The 17,982-nt window shown below is 34.7% G+C and carries 15 protein-coding genes; 1 reads left to right on the plus strand and 14 read right to left on the minus strand.

Annotated elements, in window-relative coordinates:
• Nucleotides 1-56: 56 nt before the first annotated feature.
• The 14 genes from GXM16_RS00005 to GXM16_RS00070 form a co-directional block, all read right to left on the minus strand.
• Complete coding sequence (locus GXM16_RS00005; protein WP_163391501.1) at nucleotides 57-713, minus strand: hypothetical protein; 657 nt, start codon at nucleotides 711-713, stop codon at nucleotides 57-59.
• 170 nt (nucleotides 714-883) lie between these two features.
• Complete coding sequence (locus GXM16_RS00010; RefSeq protein WP_163391503.1) at nucleotides 884-1,288, minus strand: hypothetical protein; 405 nt, start codon at nucleotides 1,286-1,288, stop codon at nucleotides 884-886.
• Nucleotides 1,289-1,294: 6 nt separating this feature from the next.
• Nucleotides 1,295-2,257, minus strand: coding sequence for a hypothetical protein (locus GXM16_RS00015; protein WP_163391505.1), 963 nt, complete (start codon nucleotides 2,255-2,257; stop codon nucleotides 1,295-1,297).
• Between the two features lie 15 nt (nucleotides 2,258-2,272).
• Nucleotides 2,273-2,692, minus strand: a complete 420-nt coding sequence (locus tag GXM16_RS00020) for a hypothetical protein (protein ID WP_163391507.1) — start codon at nucleotides 2,690-2,692, stop codon at nucleotides 2,273-2,275.
• Nucleotides 2,679-3,947, minus strand: a complete 1,269-nt coding sequence (locus tag GXM16_RS00025) for a hypothetical protein (RefSeq protein WP_163391509.1) — start codon at nucleotides 3,945-3,947, stop codon at nucleotides 2,679-2,681. The genes GXM16_RS00020 and GXM16_RS00025 overlap by 14 nt, the downstream gene beginning before the upstream one ends.
• 5 nt (nucleotides 3,948-3,952) lie before the next feature.
• On the minus strand, nucleotides 3,953-5,491 hold the full coding sequence (locus GXM16_RS00030) for a T9SS type A sorting domain-containing protein (RefSeq protein ID WP_163391511.1): 1,539 nt from the start codon (nucleotides 5,489-5,491) through the stop codon (nucleotides 3,953-3,955).
• A 68-nt stretch (nucleotides 5,492-5,559) separates the two neighbouring features.
• Nucleotides 5,560-6,834 (minus strand): hypothetical protein, encoded by a 1,275-nt coding sequence (locus GXM16_RS00035; protein ID WP_163391513.1) that lies wholly within the window; start codon nucleotides 6,832-6,834, stop codon nucleotides 5,560-5,562.
• 74 nt (nucleotides 6,835-6,908) lie between these two features.
• The gene (locus GXM16_RS00040) at nucleotides 6,909-8,474 is read right to left on the minus strand and encodes a transglutaminase domain-containing protein (RefSeq protein ID WP_163391515.1); all 1,566 of its coding nucleotides are present in this window, start codon (nucleotides 8,472-8,474) and stop codon (nucleotides 6,909-6,911) included.
• Between the two features lie 24 nt (nucleotides 8,475-8,498).
• Nucleotides 8,499-10,364 (minus strand): O-antigen ligase family protein, encoded by a 1,866-nt coding sequence (locus GXM16_RS00045; protein WP_163391516.1) that lies wholly within the window; start codon nucleotides 10,362-10,364, stop codon nucleotides 8,499-8,501.
• A gap of 200 nt (nucleotides 10,365-10,564) precedes the next feature.
• Entirely contained in the window at nucleotides 10,565-12,265 is a 1,701-nt protein-coding gene (locus GXM16_RS00050) for a sodium/sugar symporter (protein WP_163391518.1), read from the minus strand.
• Between the two features lie 259 nt (nucleotides 12,266-12,524).
• Nucleotides 12,525-13,538 (minus strand): UDP-glucose 4-epimerase GalE, encoded by a 1,014-nt coding sequence (gene galE, locus GXM16_RS00055; RefSeq protein WP_163391520.1) that lies wholly within the window; start codon nucleotides 13,536-13,538, stop codon nucleotides 12,525-12,527.
• Between the two features lies 1 nt (nucleotide 13,539).
• Complete coding sequence (locus GXM16_RS00060) at nucleotides 13,540-14,589, minus strand: UDP-glucose--hexose-1-phosphate uridylyltransferase (protein ID WP_163391522.1); 1,050 nt, start codon at nucleotides 14,587-14,589, stop codon at nucleotides 13,540-13,542.
• A 2-nt stretch (nucleotides 14,590-14,591) separates the two neighbouring features.
• Nucleotides 14,592-15,761 (minus strand): galactokinase, encoded by a 1,170-nt coding sequence (gene galK / locus GXM16_RS00065; protein ID WP_163391524.1) that lies wholly within the window; start codon nucleotides 15,759-15,761, stop codon nucleotides 14,592-14,594.
• Nucleotides 15,762-15,807: 46 nt separating this feature from the next.
• On the minus strand, nucleotides 15,808-16,854 hold the full coding sequence (locus GXM16_RS00070; RefSeq protein ID WP_163391526.1) for an aldose epimerase family protein: 1,047 nt from the start codon (nucleotides 16,852-16,854) through the stop codon (nucleotides 15,808-15,810).
• 101 nt (nucleotides 16,855-16,955) lie between these two features.
• Between GXM16_RS00070 and GXM16_RS00075 the strand changes: the two genes are divergently transcribed.
• Nucleotides 16,956-17,954, plus strand: coding sequence for a GntR family transcriptional regulator (locus GXM16_RS00075; protein ID WP_163391528.1), 999 nt, complete (start codon nucleotides 16,956-16,958; stop codon nucleotides 17,952-17,954).
• Nucleotides 17,955-17,982 lie beyond the last annotated feature (28 nt).

Genomic DNA, 17,982 nt, shown 5'->3' on the forward strand with positions numbered 1-17,982 from the left:
TTAGGTGGTCATTTTGAACTGGAATCAGGTGCTCACTTTAAAACGGAATGGGGTGATCAATATAACCGGAATTTGCAGTCATTGACATTATCCAGATATTTGTTAAAACCACCGTTTGAGTTTAAATAAATATGAGTTCCGGGTGGTGAATGCGTGTAGGCAGGAATTTCTGATGCTAGCTTAGTGTATTTGGCAGTGGTAATTTTAATGTCTTTGTTTGCACCATCTAATTTTCTTGCTAAGTATACAGCAAACTTGGAAAGGTTAAACCTGTCTTTGTCATCTTGCGGATTTAATTTCGAAGGCGATTTGTACGTACCGTCCCTTGCTAATATTGTAACATTACCATCCGAATCTATCTTTCCATATGGTTTATTTTCATATGTTAATAGATCTACACCTGAAGATGAATTTATTTCTATAGTATTATCATAAGGATTATATGAGTTCAAATCTACATTAGATGTAGTCCAGTCCTCAGGGTAAGGTCCGGCAATATAAGGAGTAGGAACAAAATTCCATCTTACGATATTACCAGAGCTATCAATCGAATAATAATAATTGTCGTTACTAGCTACATCATTATTACCTTGATTGTCTCCTGTCGATGATCCACCCGATGTGCCGCCGCCCCAGCCAGAAAATGATCCACCAGAACCGTTATTCGTATTACTTCCGGATGAGCCTGTTCCAGTGGGTTTTTTCTTATTCAATATCTTGATTTCAATAATATTGTAAACAATACAGGAGTGAGCTTTTTGAGATACACTCCTGTTTTTAGTTTACCGTGTTGCAAACACTAGTTTTTCTATAAATTTAGTAGGTACTCGTTGAAAACAAAGTACTAGAGCCATAGGGAAACATTAGGTTCAGTGAGAATAAATTACTTTAAACGCTTTCTAATCATTATAAATTTTTCCTTTCGACCTGTTGTCAGTTTCATAAAAATAGTGTCTTTTGTATATCGCTCAATTTTAAACGTGGTTCGATATGAAGTTGTTAGTGTATTGTTTTTTTCATTGTAACTCCATTTTTCTTGATTCCCGCCCTCTATTAGTTTAACTTGAGGGGTACCTATCCTATCTTCATTTTCAGAAGATAAACTTGATAATCTACTGTTCGAAAAGAAAACAGATTGTCTTTTGTTATATTTATAATTACCAGTAGAATCCATCATAAATTCAACCCAATAAGTATTGTCTTTATCGTTAATAAGGCTTTGCTCAAACAAGCTTTCATTTTTGCATGATGACAAAAAGACAAGCGAAATTAAAATTATTTTTTTCATTTAGATTTAATTAGGAGTTGATAATAATAAAGATTGAAGGTACATTGCTTCTCCCTTATAATATACAAGGTTACCAGGTCCATACGTGTAATGCCCGGTAACTTTCCAATCAACACTTTGTTCATTAAATGTTTTGATTAGATCATCTACATTCTCACCACGGTTTATAGCATTATCAAGGTATGCAGCAAAAGCACCGATTTGACCTTTCTGAAAATCATAAGTGGTTTTCGAAAAGTTAGGTCCTTTTAGAATTTGATTCATATACACTTCGGCGTGTGATCTGTAAGTTACAGTTTTACCATCTTGTTTGTCTTTCAAATGTAAGTTTTCGTGATATAAAACACTCATAAGATTATTGAAATTGTTTAGTAAAGAATCTATTGTGCCATTCTCATGAATTGCTATATGAATCTTTCCGTCTACAGGAGAAAAGTATGCAAGTGCTTCAGGTTTAGAATATGACTCTGAGTCTATTACAATATCCGCAGAAATACCAATTTTCCGAGCATAATAAGTTATTATTTTGTCGATTAAATTTCGATTTGCTTGATTTTTATCTGGTCCTAAAATAGAGACTAAATTATCTGTATTAAGTTTAAAGCTATCTAACCGGTGATAATTATTCGGGCTTGTCTCCACATAAATGTCTTTTGTATATTTTTTTCCTGTAGCTTTATAATTTCCAGAAAGTGAAAATATTGCATCTCCAGAACCCGGAGAAGTAGAATGAAGGTCAATAATTTCACCATCGATAGAGAGAACTGGCTGTTCGTCAGAATTACCCCAATTTGGGGTATTATTATACTGAGGTAAAGAATCAAAATTTGTATTATTTGTATTGGTAATTTTCCTATTATCATTGCTATCACAACAACAGTCTCCAACTGAGCTATCTGTGGATACTGCCCCCATAACTAGAAGATGCAATAAGCGATCTGTAAATAAAATCCTGTTAGCGATTGCCAACAGGATTTTTAAAATTTACTTTTCTCCCACGACCTTAAGTAATCTGGTCCAACATTGTTGTTTTTTATCACTTGGTAAAAAATAAGACAACATAATTACAGTATGATCAATATGTTCTATTTTATATTCTAAGTTATCCCACACTAAAGTTGAGTCATTTTTTAGATACCATTTTTTAGGACCAACTACAATATCATCGTATTGGCCTTCGTGTAGAGTATAACCTTTTTCAAAATTAAAATTATATCTATGCGAGTATCCGTTTTTTTCAAATTTGAAATTAATTTCACCACACCCCACATTATATTGTTGTGTATTACTCCATTGCCAATAATGATCTTTAGGAGTTATAAAAATATTTTCTATTCTATTTTCTTTAGTACACGAAATTAATACAATGAAGAATAATAAGTACAATAATTTATTCTGTCTCATAATTATATTTTACAGGTTCAGCTACATAGCCATTCATTTTAACACTCAAAGATAAATTCCCGAGACTATATAGTCCAAATTCAGGTGCTATAATTTTGATTTTGCCTTGGTGGTCTATATTAAACTCATTAATTTTTGAAATAACCATATTATGATCATAATTTAGATTTTCTCTTTTCTTTTCCTGATCTATATTTAACAAATAGTTACAAAATGAATGAGCGATACTACGTTGAAAATCAAAATTTGAATCTTTAAAAGAGTCGTCTTTCATTTGCTTTAAATATATATTTGCATGAGTTTCATAAGTGTCTTCCACCTTGTTTATATTATCAATCACATGTAATATTTCGTGTTTTAAAGTGCTTTTAAAACTATTTACATTATCCAGATATTTGTTAAAACCACCGTTTGAGTTTAAATAAATATGAGTTCCGGGTGGTGAATGCGTGTAGGCAGGAATTTCTGATGCTAGCTTAGTGTATTTGGCAGTGGTAATTTTAATGTCTTTGTTTGCACCATCTAATTTTCTTGCTAAGTATACAGCAAACTTGGAAAGGTTAAACCTGTCTTTGTCATCTTGCGGATTTAATTTCGAAGGCGATTTGTACGTACCGTCCCTTGCTAATATTGTAACATTACCATCCGAATCTATCTTTCCATATGGTTTATTTTCATATGTTAATAGATCTACACCTGAAGATGAATTTATTTCTATAGTATTATCATAAGGATTATATGAGTTCAAATCTACATTAGATGTAGTCCAGTCCTCAGGGTAAGGTCCGGCAATATAAGGAGTAGGAACAAAATTCCATCTTACGATATTACCAGAGCTATCAATCGAATAATAATAATTGTCGTTACTAGCTACATCATTATTGCCTTCATTGTCTCCTGTTGATGATCCACCCGATGTGCCACCGCCCCAGCCAGAAAATGATCCACCTGAACCGTTATTCGTATCACTCCCGGAAGAGCCTGTTCCAGTTGAGTCTGAGCCCTCGTAATAAATCACTTCATCACGATCCAAAATACCATCTTCATTTATGTCTGCATAAATTCTGCCATCTGAATCCTGAGCCCAAAGTCTGCCATTTTCATCCTCCCAGGTTTCTCCAGAGCCATTGTAATACCCATCTTCACCTAGTCCTGAATTATGATCCTGATCTCCACCAGTAATCTGCGCAAAACTACTTTGTCCTATTAATAAGCATAAGAACGTAAATGCTAAAATATAATATTTCTTTCTCATCGCTCTTATTTTTTAATTAAAATAGTCGTTTTTACTTCTGTACTGTAAGTGAGCCTCAGTACGTAATACCCCGGAGGGGCATTTAATGAGAGAGTTCTGGTTTGTGTTCCCTGCTCCAGATTGTTCCATTGCTGGCTGTAGAGTTCCCTGCCTGTAATGTAATAGATGCTCACTCCTACGTCTGCAGGTTTTGCCAAATCGAAACTAAGGCTAAAGTCTGTTGCTACAGGATTAGGGTATATAGCTACAGAAGAAATGACTTCCTGAACTTCGCTTGTTCTGGTTTGTTTTTTCTCTAAAATCAGGTACATTGGTTTTTCGTTTTCACGTTCTTTGATATTATAAAGTTGCAGGTTACCTACTATAAACAACGATTCATCGGTTTCCAGTAATTGCAGTCTGGCATCTTTAAATTCATATCGATTAAGACTGCCTTTGTAAAAATGCTCGGTGCGGTCTATTTTAGAATCCTTAAATACAATGGCATCCTCCTGGATTTGGGCTTTAAAAGTAACGGTATCTCCATCAATTTCTTTCCATTCTCCATTTAATGCTTTGTCATCCTGATTTAAATCTATCTGCAATGAAGTTTTGCTTAAGATATTTTGACCGCTAAAGTCATAGCGTAATACATAACCGGTGTAATTGCCGGAAATATCAGTTGCAATAGGAGCCTGTTTGACTTTTTTGAAAGTTTCAGGAGCTTCAGTTTCGTTAATGGTTATGACTTCGCCAATAGGAGCCGAACTGGTTTTGGTCTGATTTGGACTATGATTTTCGGCCTCCGGATCATCCAGCTCCATCTGAGACGGCTTTACACCCATTGCTGCTGATTTACTGAGATGGGACTTAGCTTTTTCTAAATCGATATTTACTCCATAACCATTGCGGTAACACAGGCCCAACATGTACATTGCCCAGGGGTTGTTTTTTTGTATGGCAACTTCAAAATGCTGTATGGCAATGCCGTAGTCTTGTGTACAGCCAAAGCCTTTATAGTACAAATAGCCCTGTAAGTAGCTGCAGTGCGAATTTCCTTTTTCAGCACCTTGTTTAAAAATACTCATCGCAAGAGGATAATCCTGAGGAACTCCGTTTCCTCTCATTAGCATTCGCCCCCATGCAGTATAAGCAGAACTATACCCTGCTGTGGCTGCTTTTTCAAAATACTCTATTGCTTTTATGGGGTTTGCCGGGACACTTATGCCTTCCTGGTATATTATTCCAAGATTGTACCAGGCTTTAGCATAACCTGCCTGCGCTGCTTTTTCAAGCCATTTTATTCCTTCTTCTTCATTTACGGATATTCCAGTACCTTTGGTGTAGATAAGTCCCAGTGCATTCATGGCCACTGAATTGCCTTGTGCTGCCAATTCAGTGTAACTGGCTATTGCTTTTTCAGGATTATAGTTTTTGCTTCCTTTTACGAGTTGAAGTCTAGCCATTGTTAATGATTTGTTAGTATCTGGAGATTCCTGAGATTGTCCGAGCATACTACTCAGGAGCAACAACAAGTATACTCCTTTTTGGGTAATTTTCTTCATTTGGTTATATATTGAGGTTAATAATCATACATTCCAGAGAATTTTATGGTTTACAGTTTTGGCAAACTTTACCATGCTAAGGCATTTTTTGCATTTTCATTTTTAGCTTTGCTTCGTTTTATGGCGTCCAGCTGCACTAATATTTCAGGTTTTTTTTGCTCAACATCACGAACCAGAAAACGCGTTTCAGAAGTTTTCCAGTTTTTGTTTTTCTCCAATGCAATCAATAATTTCAGGTGGTAAGTAGCCAGTTCAGGCATTAATTTTTGTATGTCTGCATTTTTAGTCAGTCCTTCTGATTCTAATGCAGACAAGCTTTGATTTGCTTTTTTTACGGCTTCATTTTTATTTTTCAAAGTGAGCCACTTATTGAATTGTTCAGGGGTTATAATTTGGGTTATATTGTCAAATTCTGAGGGTAATGGTTTGGGAGGGCTTAAGCTTCCCTTTAAGTCATTTTCTTTATTTTCAATTATGATTTTTTCAAATGCAATGTACTTAGCTAGCAGTGTGTCAATTTGATTTTTTGTCAGGTCGAGTTCTTTTTCAAATTTAACTACGGATGCATATTTATTATTAGCGTGTTTTTGGTCTGAAAGGATTTTAGCTCTAATCAATATAGGCGGTTCCATAAGTGTTGATTTCAGGCTCAGGAAATCCTGTTTCTTTTTTTCAAAACGTTCTGCTTTTTTATCCAGATAGCCATTTTTATTAAAATGATAGTCTTTTATTTGTTGGTACTCTTCCTGTTCCTTTCCAGGGATATTTATTTTTAGTTTTTCAATCCTTGCCCAGTCACTTTTGGTTTCCGCAATAGATTCGTCTGTGTATGAAAAATTGATTATTTGCGAATATTGATTTTGATTTAGGATTGTAGATAGTTTTCGATTTTCAAACTGGAGAGTTACTTTAGCTGCTTTTTTAGGGGTATTCTCCAGGGAATCATTTAATTGACGTATTTTGCTGATTTGTGTAGATTCGAGTTTTAATTCGGGTGCGAATTTTAAGGCGATCAAAAATCGATTGTCTTTATCCATTTCATAAGCATATTGTTCCATCTCTTCAATAGATAATATGTTTTTTAGAAACGTTTTATCAATAGTGTAATCATTTTTTAATTGATCTGCAGTGATACCAGCTGCTAAACCAGCATTTACGATGCTATCTGTTTTGATGAATTTCTTAGCAATTTTAATTTGCTTGTCTTCACTCAAATTTACTTTTGAGGTTACTTCGTCTATTTTATATATAATATGTGCCGGATATCGCTTGCTGACATTAGGACTTACCTGTGCTACATTTAAAATAGGCACTAATAGCAAAATTTGGAATAGTGTTTTCATTTTGTTGTTATTTTGAATAGTATAAATTGATTTAAGATTTTGCAGTTTTTTAGATGTGTAATGTGCTACCGCTATTAGAACCAAAATCGTTCTCCATTGTCCTCTATGATAAAAGGACGTTCCAAACCTTTGGAGTCCCCAGCTAAAAATAGAAACAAGGCATTTTTAGGGACTTTTTCAAACTTCATTTCGGTTACAGGGCTTGTTACTTTTTGTTTTCCCAATATTTTCCATTTGTTATCCCAGTACAAAAGCTGGTAGGTAATCCCCAATTTGAATTTCAGGTATTTTTCTTTTTCTGCTATAACAACCTCGCTGGTTTGGGAAAGGTCTGGCTGCAATACCTTTGTGGTAGTATTGCCTACAACAAGCGGAGCACCGGCAGGTGTCAATTTGCCTTGGTTATAATATTGAGGGATAATGACTGTTTGTTTGCACAGTTTAGTAAAAACAGTTTCGTTTTTATCCGTTTTTCCCCACCAGAAAGGTCTCCATGCGAGTCCGTTAAAAGTGGTTGCGTACACAATTTTAGGTTGGTTTTCTTTTTCATACAAAGGGCATTTTACAGTAGTGGTCTCCCAAAAATCATCGGTTACATCAATGTAATTTTGCTGTTGCAGGAAGCCTTTTGGTATATTGCTTATATCTTCGAAACTGGCTAATGTTTCAGGATTTTTAGAATACGTCAGGCGGATAACTTTGGCAGGTTCCCTTGGCAGATTCTGACGAAAATCCTTTGTCCCGTAATCACAATTAAGCATTTGTTTGTTTTCGTCATAAAACGTATTGGTATAGTGGCCTTCTGTTGCTGTTGCCCAAAACGGAATGATATTGACTGCTGCTGCAATACCCTGCGAACGCATAGTAAATACATTCATACTGGCAATATCGGAGCAAGGTCCCTGTTTGCGGAAAAGCAATTGAAGGCTGCCGAGTCTTGGCAAAGGTTCGTTACGTTTTTCTTTCCAGTTGTTGACAAACCAGCTGTCCTGGTCATCTTTGACGTACGGCAAGGCAGCTTGAAAACCCTTTAAATTGATTTGCTCACTTATCCATTTAAATTTACCAGCATAAGTACTGCGCCAGTCTTGTACTGGTTCTACGCTTACTCTGTACGGCAAAATGTATTCGCAAAAATCCTCAAATGAAGTTGTTTTTATGGCAGATGTACGCCATGTGGTAAAAGCCTTCTCTAAATTCTGAATCAGGTAATCCCCTTTGATTGTTTCGATATCTTGGTAAATAACCGACTTGGCTTTAAGTCCCGGGTTTTGCTGTTTAATGGTTTCAAAAGCTGTTTTTGCCTGTTCAAGGTCAGGATAGTCTAATTCGTTATAGGCTATTTTTTTATTAGCTGCATCTTCCCAATAATAATCGGAAGAGGAATGAATATCCATATTGGCAATTAAAAACTGCATCGCTTTTATTTTTTGGTCGTCACCGGTTTTATCAGCATATTGTAAGGCTTTTTCGAGTTCGGGTCTGTTGGATCCGGCTTTTTTCAGATTTGTTTCAACAGAGGCAGGATATTGTGCCTGAGTAAAAAAAGGTATTAGTAAGAATACTATTTTCAGGATTCCCGAAATTCGAAGAACAGCATATTGGGATATATTTGTTTTGGTAGTTTTTTGGTCATGCATACTATTGATTTTAATTTTTATACTTTAATTCATTATCGATTTTTGGTTTATTGCTTTTTGTGTGAATTCTGTCCTCGCTAAATTTTTTAACAAAATCTGACACCTTTTTTTATACTGATTCACTTTTACGGATGGTATTTTTGGCTGAAGCTGAATAATTTCTTCTGCCAGAGCCGCTGCTTTAGAAGTTTCTTTGTTTTTTAGGTACCCTTTTAGAAGTCTCATTCGATAAGAAAATTTTATTGGGTACAATGCTGTAAGTGTTTCATATTGATCTATCGCCTCTGGATATTGCTTTAGTTTTTCATAACAAATACCGGTCCCTAAATAAATATCTGGTAGTGTGCTTAATTTTTGGGCTTTTTTAAAACAGTCTAAAGCTTCCTGATACAAATGTTTTTCAAAATAAATGGCACCATAGTTTTTCCAATAATTAGGATCATCTTTTAGAAAAGGCTCTAAATTGGATATGATTTGTAAAGCTTCTTCGTAATGGCCTGCTTCTTTTAATAGTTTTGCTTTTTTGTTTTGCATATCTGCAGAAGCCATTCCAAAAATGAGGTAGGATAAGTACAAACTTGTAATAAGAACTCCGGTTTTTGGAAGTATAGTAAAAGCTGTTTTGTTTGAAATGAAACTTAGATTTGCAAAAAATGGAGATTCTTTTAAGCCACTGCAAATAATAGCTGAATAGAGAATACATAAACACATTACAGGTACAATTTGCATGGTAGAATTGACCATCGACATTGCAATAAAAGATACAATTCCGGCATAGGCTAAATTGAAATTATGGTTTCGTGAATGTAAATCAGTTTCAGTATTTATATCGTTTTGATTTGTTTTACTTTTTCGTACAGTTAAAAGAATAGAACCGAAAAACAGTAAAATGAGTGATAAACCAATACTGCCTCCTTCAACTGCATTTTGAAGTATTTCATTATGGGGCATAATTACGGGACCAGCATTGGCCAGTTCTTCAGTAGTTACTTTTCTTTTTTGAATATAGTTTGCCTGATATAAATTGTATTCTTTTTCAAAATAACCGTAGCCATAACCCGTTAATGGTTTTTCTGCTGCCATTATCGCAGAAACCTTCCAAATGAATTTCCTGCCGTCTGCTGAAGCTTTTTTGGCATTATATAATTGAGAGCTTAAAGGAATACAAATCAGTAAACCCAGAATAAACACGGCTTTAATGGTAGTGCTGTTTTTTTTGTTTTTAATCCAGTCTATTAATCGGTATTCTAAGCTATAGAAAACTATTAATGATAAAATTATACCAATAAAAGCTGTTCTGCATTTAAGAAGTAATAATGCGACTAATAGTGATAGAAAAGCAGTCAGAATGATTTTCTTGTATTGGGTCTTTACTAAATACAGAAATACAGGTACAGTAAGAGCTAAAAAGATGGCCGTAACATTAGGATTGTTCCAGCTGCCTGTAACGGTATAAAATTTATTTTCACTTTTAAATATTCCTAAAAATTGTAAAATGCAATACAAAGATTCTATCGTTGCAATTCCTGCAATCCCAATAAAAAACGGTCTGAATTTAAAGTTGGGAGTACTAAAAAGTGCAGTTGCCCTAAGAAGTAAAAAATAAAGTGCAAAACTATAAATAGTAAAAACCAATGTAGCCTTATGTGTCAGATAATTACTTAAAACATACAGACACCATAGTCCCAATATGAGAATTGGTATTTTAAGGGTTGGTTGTGTTTTATTTGCTAAGGGAAAAAAGGAGGTAATCGTAAAAACAAAAACAGTTATACAAAATCCATAATAAGCGATAGCTGTTGAGAAATAAAAATACTCGGTATTAAGGAGTGTTACAGCTATAATTGCAAGCAACATGATGATATTGCTAAAATAAAAATATGATTTCAATTTTTTAACATTAAAAATAATTAGGTCATAAATCTATAGTTAAAAAACAGAATAATTAATACCGGAATTTAGTGATATTTGTAATATTTACACTTATAAAATTAAAATGTAGTTGTATTAGAATAATTGTTTAAAGCAAAAAAAAATCTGAAACCAAACGAATTCGGTTTCAGACTTTCTATAAATTGAAAATATATTTTTTACCAGAACTTAACGTACAACGCTACGATAACCAATAAAGTAATTACAATTAAAACAGTTGTTTGTGGTTTTACAGTAAACATTCCAGGCTCTGTTTCGAAAGCTTTAGGGTTTACTTTTGGTCCTGCAAAACTCATTGCTACCATTACAAGCGTTGTAAAGAAGAATGATAATCCCATACAGATGTGGAATGGAATTTCGTATACTGGAACTCCATCTACAATTTTTCCTGTAGGCCATGCAGTATATAATAAAGTTTCGTTTCCAAATAAAGCCGGAGCGTATTCGTTGAATAAAACAGATAATACAAATCCTAAAATTACACCCACAATAGCTGCTGCTCCTGTAGTTCTTTTCCAGAACATACCAAGAATAAACATCGCGAATACTCCTGGACTAATAAATCCGGTGTATTTTTGGATAAAGGTAAACCCTCCTTCGCCACCAATTCCAAGAACATCATTCCATGTAAATAAAACAGCCAGAAGCATCGATGCGAAAACCGCATATCTTCCGATGTTTACCTGATGTCTGTCGCTTGCATTTTTCTGAATGTATTTTTTGTGAACGTCTAAGGTGTAAATTGTAGAGATACTGTTTACTTTACCGGCTAATGAAGCTACGATAGCTGCTGTTAAAGCTGCAACAGATAATCCTTTAAGACCTGTAGGAAGGAATGTTAACATGGCAGAGTAAGCTCCGTCTTTTCCTCCAACCAATTGTGGTAAGGCATCATTTTGGTATAAAACGTAAGCAGCAATACCCGGTAACATTACGATAAGAGGCATCAATAATTTTAAGAAACCTGCAAATAAAATACCTGTACGTGCAGTTTGCAAATCAGCACCCAATGCTCTTTGAGTAATGTACTGGTTACATCCCCAATAGTTAAGGTTGATGATCCAGATACCTGCTAAATACGACATTAATCCAGGAAAAGTTAAATATTTGTTAATTTCCAATTGAGAAGAATTGGCACCAGGTCTGTCTATTATCATTTTGAAATGCTCCGGTGCTTTTTCAATTAACAGGTTGAAACCTGCAAGGGCATCCTTTCCAAAACCAAAATGGTCTGATACAACAGTTAAAGCTATATACGAAGTAACCAGACCCCCAATAATTAAAACTGCTACCTGAATAACATCGGTATAAGCCACCACTTTCATACCTCCCAAAGAGATAATTAAAGCAAAAACAGCCAGACCGACCATAATAACATGCAGATATCCACCCCCTGCTAAACCATCAATAGCAACCGCTCCTAAGTATAAGATAGAAGTAAGGTTTACAAATACATATAAAAACAACCAGAAAACCGCCATTATCAAAGCCGTTGATTCGTTATATCTTGTTTTCAAAAACTGGGGCATGGTATAAATCTTGTTTTTTAAATAAACAGGAATAAACCAAATTGCAATAATAATCAATGCAATAGCGGCAATCCACTCGTAAGCAGCAACTGCAATTCCTAAGAAGAAGCCCTCACCGCTCATTCCGATAAATTGTTCTGCTGAAATGTTTGAAGCAATTAATGAAGCTCCAATCGCCCACCATGTTAGGGTTCCTTCAGCAAGGAAATAAGCCTTGGCATCGTGTTCGTTTTTTTCGCGCTTGCGATAAATGACATATCCGTAGATGGATACGACGAGAAAATAGATAATAAATACTGCATAATCTGCAAAAGCAAGGTTTTGGCTCATTTGTTAGTAATATTTTAAATTAATATTGAGTGATTTTTGATAGTTTTAAAATTTGTTTTTGTTTATAATGGCAAAAATAGTTGATAGTGGTTGCGAAACTAAGTAATTTATTTTTTTAAACTGAAAAAAATACGATATGTGTTTAAATTTTGCTTTTTTGTTAAAAAAATGAAAATCAAAAGTAAAATAAAAATACTTATCGGCAACATAAATAAATGTATTTTTTACATTTGTAACAAAAAGATATAATTTCTATATTTTATTGTCTGATCTTTTGTTCCCATTTCCAGGCACTTGCGATTGCATCATCCAATGACAACTGTGTTTTCCAGCCCAGAACATTATTAGCTTTGTCTGTATTAGCATAAGCTTCGGTAATATCACCTTCTCTCCGGTCAACAATTTTATAAGGCAACTTTTGTCCACTTGCTTTTTCAAAAGAATGAATTACTTCCAATACAGTGCTTCCTTTTCCGGTTCCTAAATTGAAAATCTCCAATTTATCAGTATTGGTTTTGTTCACCAGCCTTTGCATGGCAATTACATGCGCTTTTGCCAGATCGACAACATGAATATAATCACGAACGCAGGTTCCGTCAGGAGTAGGATAGTCGTTTCCATAAACAGATAATTCCTTGCGTAATCCAACACCGGTTTGGGTGATAAAGGGTACTAAATTTTGAGGAACTCCAAGCGGCAATTCGCCAATTTCGTTTGATTCATGAGCGCCAACCGGATTAAAATAACGCAATAAAATAGCATTCAGATTACTAACTTTAGTAACATCTGTAATGATTTCCTCTCCAATTTGTTTGGTGTTTCCGTAAGGAGACATTGCAGGTTGTATAGGGGTTGATTCTGCAATCGGCATCTTTTCGGCCTGACCGTAAACTGTACATGAAGAGCTGAAAATAAAATTAGCTTCCGGTTTTTGGTTTAATTCCTGAAGGATGTAAACCAAAGAATTAATATTATTTTCATAATATAACAAAGGATTCTGAACACTTTCTCCCACAGCTTTTGAAGCAGCAAAATGAATAACGCCTGAAACATCATTATATTTTTTGAAGAAATCCTGAACAGCTGCTTTGTCTCTTAAATCAATTTGTTCAAAAAGCGGTTTTTTTCCGGTAATCCTTTCAATACCATCTAAAACTTCAATGGATGAATTAGAAAGATTGTCTATTACGATTACTTCGAAATTTTCGTTTTGTAATTCAACAACGGTGTGTGAGCCAATAAAACCTAAACCACCTGTAACGACTATTTTCATTTTATTTATTTTTATAATGTATATCTGATAGTTCTCTTAAAACGGCAGCACTTTTTTCAGGTGTAATGTCACGTTGTGATTCGCCTAACATTTCATACCCAACCATGAATTTTTTTACGGTGGCAGAACGCAGCAATGGTGGATAAAAATGCATGTGAAATTGCCATTCTTCGTGCGCTCCACCGTCTGTAGGTGCCTGGTGAATTCCTGAAGAATATGGGAATGAAGTGTTGAAAAGATTGTCGTATTTTGTAGTCAGCTGTTTCAGAATAGTGGCATAAGAAGTAACTTCTTCTGCTGTAAACTCGGTAATTCTGGTGATATGTCTTTTGCTGATGATCATCGTTTCGTACGGCCAGATTGCCCAAAACGGAACCAATGCTGCAAAATGGTCATTTTCGATTACAATACGGTCCTCTTTTACTAATTCGGCTTTTAAATAATCCTGTAAAAGATTGCGGTTGTTTTTAATAAAATAATCTTTTAGGTTTCGTTGTGTTTTTTCAACCTGTGTCGGCAAGGACGACTGAGCCCAGATTTGTCCGTGCGGATGCGGATTACTGCAGCCCATAACACTTCCTTTATTTTCAAAAATCTGAACGTGGTTGATATAATCAATATTGCCTAAATCAGTATATTCTTTTTGCCAGGTACGGATAATATTTTCGATACCTGCAACTTCCATTTCAGGTAAAGTAAGATCGTGTCTTGGAGAAAAACAAACCACTCTTGAAATCCCTCTTTCCGGTTGTGCTTTAAAAAAAGTTTGTTTGATATCGTCTTCGTACATGATTTCATCCTGCTTCATAGCAGCAAAATCATTTTCAAAAACAAATGAGCTTTCGTAGTTCGGATTGTTCACACCATTGGCACGAACATTTCCCGGACACAAATAACAGGTTGGATCGTATTCCGGTAATTTTTCTGTTGAAATAGTTTCATTCTGACCTTGCCATGGTCTTTTTGCACGATGAGGAGAAACCAAAACCCATTCGTTTAATAATGGATTGTAACGTCTGTGCGGATCTTCATTAATATCAAAATTTCTCATTCTTAATTCTTGGTATAAAGTGATGTTCCGTGTGATACCTTCACATCATAAATTTTTAAATCAATTCCAAATGTATCAAAATAAAGGCTGGTAAACGCTTCTTTTACGCTGTTTTCGTGTCCTTTTTTGATTAAAGTGATGGCACAGCCTCCAAAACCGCCGCCCATTAATCGCGATCCTATTACACTTTCTTCTTTTTTAGCTTGTTCAACAATGAAATCCAATTCAGGACAACTCACTTCATAATCTTTTGATAATCCGTCATGGGTATCAAAAAGCAATTGGCCTAAAAGTTCAATATTTCCATTGTCTAAAGCCTCACAAGCCTGAGTAACACGCAAGATTTCTTTTACGACAAAATGAACTCTTTTAAAAACAACTTCAGACATTTTATCCTTAAGGCTTAAAACCTGTTCTTCAGTACAGTCCCTGAACGTTTTGATTTCCGGAAAATGATTTTTGATGATCGAAAGTCCTTCTTCACACTCCAGTCTTCTGTTGTTGTATTCTGATGTAAAAAGGGAGTGTTTTACATTACTGTCAAACAAAACCAGCGAATAATCTTTAAAATCAGCATTGTGATATTCAAATTCCAGCGTGTTGCAGTCTAATTTTATTACTTTATTTTCAAGTCCGTGAACGCTTGAAAACTGGTCCATAATACCACAATTGATACCCACCCAGTGTTCTGCTTTTTGCCCTAATAAGGCAATATCTACCTTTTCGATTTTTAAACCGAAAAGTTCTTTGATTCCGAAAATCATTCCACACTCTAAAGCTGCAGATGATGATAATCCTGAACCAACCGGAATATTACTGCTGAAAACACAGTTGAAACCTTCGAAAGAAAAACCATTATCCTGCAGTTGTTTGATGACTCCAAGGATATAATTGGTCCACACAACATCGCTTAGTTTGATTTCCTGTGTAAGGTCAACTTCAAATTCTTCATTTAAATCGATAGCGATAATTTTTGATGTTTTAGAATTGCTTTTTTCAAAGGCAAAACAGATAATTTTATCAATTGCAGCAGGTAAAACATAACCGTCATTATAATCAACATGTTCGCCGATAATATTGATTCTCCCCGGAGAAAGCACGATTTTTTGAGGCGTTGTTCCGAATGATTTCTCAAAAAAAGCAGTCGTATTCTGTATTAAAATCTCGTTCATTATTTTTAATTATATCTATTAATCTTCTGTAGCTTTTAAATAATTATTAGTTTATATTTTCAAATTTATAAACTGTTTTTTGACGGTATTCTTCGCCTTTTTTCAAAACTGAATTAGGAAAATGAGGCTGATTTGGTGCGTCAGGGAAATTTTGAGTTTCAAAACAAATACCGCTTACAGGAGTGTAATTTACGTTTTCTTTTCCTTTCAAAATATTGAAACAATTTCCGCCAACATAAATATGGACGCTCGGCTGATCCGTGTAAACGCTCATCTTTAAATTATTTTTCGGACTGAATAACTGAGCAGCGATTACTGCACCTGAATTAATAACAAACGAATTGTCAATAGAAGCCGGACAGTTTTTTCTGTTTCTGAAATCGAAATCATGACCGTCGAGAGCAGTAAATTTTCCGGTTGGAATACTCTCATTATTGGTTTCCAGAATGGTATTCGCGTCAATAAATATTTCCTGATCCAATACGTCCGAATCATGACCATTAAGGTTGAAATAACTGTGATGGGTTAAATTTATAATGGTGTCTTCTGTAGTTGTTGCTTTATATTCGAGTTTTAATTCGTTTTCTTCGGTTAAGGAATAGGTTAGGAAAACCTCTAATTTCCCTGGATAGTTTTCTTCTAAATCTTCACTGATCAGATGAAAAGTTACCGACTGGTCTGTTAAATCAGTGACATCCCATATTTTTTGACCAAAACCGGTATTTCCTCCGTGCAAAGCATTTCCGTTATTGTTTCCCGCCAGTTCAAATGTTTTATCATTTAAGGTGAAACGTCCTTTACTGATACGTCCTGCATAACGTCCGACAGTTGTACCAAAATAAGGACCGCTTGGCAAATTATAGGATTCAATATAGGCTTCGGGATTGTCAAAACCTAAAACTACATCTGTCAGTTTTCCATCTGTTGCAGGAACTTTTAATGAAGTTACAGTCGCACCGTAGTTCGTAAGCTGTACTTTAATTCCATTTTTATTGGTCAGTTCAAAACAATGAATTTCTTCATTATCTGGAGATAAACCAAATAATTTGCAATTAGAGTGATTGTTGAAATGCGATATATGCTTTAATTCCATGTTATTTTTATCAAAAGTGAAAATTCAAAATTATATTTATTTTGCTTTATTGTATACCAGTACCTACCAGTTTTTTGTATATTGCAAAAAAATCTTTTTTCATGAGCATCATTTCGATACAAAATAATCTGGGTTTGCCAAAATATAAGCAGATAATTCTTTCAGTTGAAAAAGCAATTGATGAAGAAAAGCTGAAAAAAGGCGATAGGCTTCCTTCCGTAAACAAAGTCTGTCTGGCTTTCTCCTTATCGCGAGATACTGTACTCCAGGCATACGACGAACTTAAAAAACGGGGTATAATTTATGCCATTCCGGGCAAGGGCTATTATGTTAAAAGTATTGAAACCAGTATCAAACAGAAGATTTTTTTGCTTTTTGATGAACTTAATATTTTTAAAGAAGACATCTATAATTCCTTTTTAAAAAGTATTGGAAAAAACGTTCAGGTCGATATTTTTTTCCATCATTTTAATGTACCGGTCTTTAAAAAACTAATAAATGACAGTAACGGCAATTATACCAAATACATTATTATGCCGACCAACCTGACAGGCATTATTGACACGATAAAAACCCTACCAGTAAACGAAGTGATTATACTGGACCAGACCAATCCCGACTTAAAGATGTATCCTGCTATCTATCAAAACCACCAAAAAGATATTTTTGAAGGTCTTTTAAAAGGAAAATCAAGACTGGGAAAATACAAAAAGCTGATTTTAATTTTCCCGGGTTTTCGTGAGCCGTTAGGAATGAAAACCGGATTTGAAAATTTTTGTGCAAAATATAATTTTGATTACGAAATCATCACCCAGTTCACCGATCATGAAATCGAAATTGGAGATTTATATGTGATTCCGAATGATCGTGACCTCGTTGGGGTAATCGAAAATGCACGAAATCACAACCTTAGATTAGGCGCTGATTTTGGCATTATTTCGTATAATGAAACTTCCTTGAAAAAAGTTGTTGCAAATGGAATTGCTACCATTTCGACCCATTTTGAAGATATGGGAAAAATATTGGCTGATATGGTTCTCAAAGGAAAAAACGAACAAATAGAAAATAAATCTTCGCTGATTATGAGAAATTCACTTTAAAATTCTTTTGAAATTAAAAGATAGGGCT

The organism is Flavobacterium limi (genome assembly GCF_010645075.1).
In the GTDB taxonomy this organism is placed as follows: Bacteria; Bacteroidota; Bacteroidia; order Flavobacteriales; family Flavobacteriaceae; genus Flavobacterium; species Flavobacterium limi.

Excerpts from the sequence above, each read along its gene's own strand:
- GXM16_RS00010 (WP_163391503.1), bottom strand. The coding sequence starts at position 1,288 with ATGAAAAAAATAATTTTAATTTCGCTTGTCTTTTTGTCATCATGCAAA.
- GXM16_RS00020 (WP_163391507.1), bottom strand. The coding sequence starts at position 2,692 with ATGAGACAGAATAAATTATTGTACTTATTATTCTTCATTGTATTAATT.
- GXM16_RS00025 (WP_163391509.1), bottom strand. The coding sequence starts at position 3,947 with ATGAGAAAGAAATATTATATTTTAGCATTTACGTTCTTATGCTTATTA.
- GXM16_RS00030 (WP_163391511.1), bottom strand. The coding sequence starts at position 5,491 with ATGAAGAAAATTACCCAAAAAGGAGTATACTTGTTGTTGCTCCTGAGT.
- GXM16_RS00035 (WP_163391513.1), bottom strand. The coding sequence starts at position 6,834 with ATGAAAACACTATTCCAAATTTTGCTATTAGTGCCTATTTTAAATGTA.
- GXM16_RS00040 (WP_163391515.1), bottom strand. The coding sequence starts at position 8,474 with ATGCATGACCAAAAAACTACCAAAACAAATATATCCCAATATGCTGTT.
- GXM16_RS00050 (WP_163391518.1), bottom strand. The coding sequence starts at position 12,265 with ATGAGCCAAAACCTTGCTTTTGCAGATTATGCAGTATTTATTATCTAT.
- galE (WP_163391520.1), bottom strand. The coding sequence starts at position 13,538 with ATGAAAATAGTCGTTACAGGTGGTTTAGGTTTTATTGGCTCACACACC.
- GXM16_RS00060 (WP_163391522.1), bottom strand. The coding sequence starts at position 14,589 with ATGAGAAATTTTGATATTAATGAAGATCCGCACAGACGTTACAATCCA.
- galK (WP_163391524.1), bottom strand. The coding sequence starts at position 15,761 with ATGAACGAGATTTTAATACAGAATACGACTGCTTTTTTTGAGAAATCA.
- GXM16_RS00070 (WP_163391526.1), bottom strand. The coding sequence starts at position 16,854 with ATGGAATTAAAGCATATATCGCATTTCAACAATCACTCTAATTGCAAA.
- GXM16_RS00075 (WP_163391528.1), top strand. The coding sequence starts at position 16,956 with ATGAGCATCATTTCGATACAAAATAATCTGGGTTTGCCAAAATATAAG.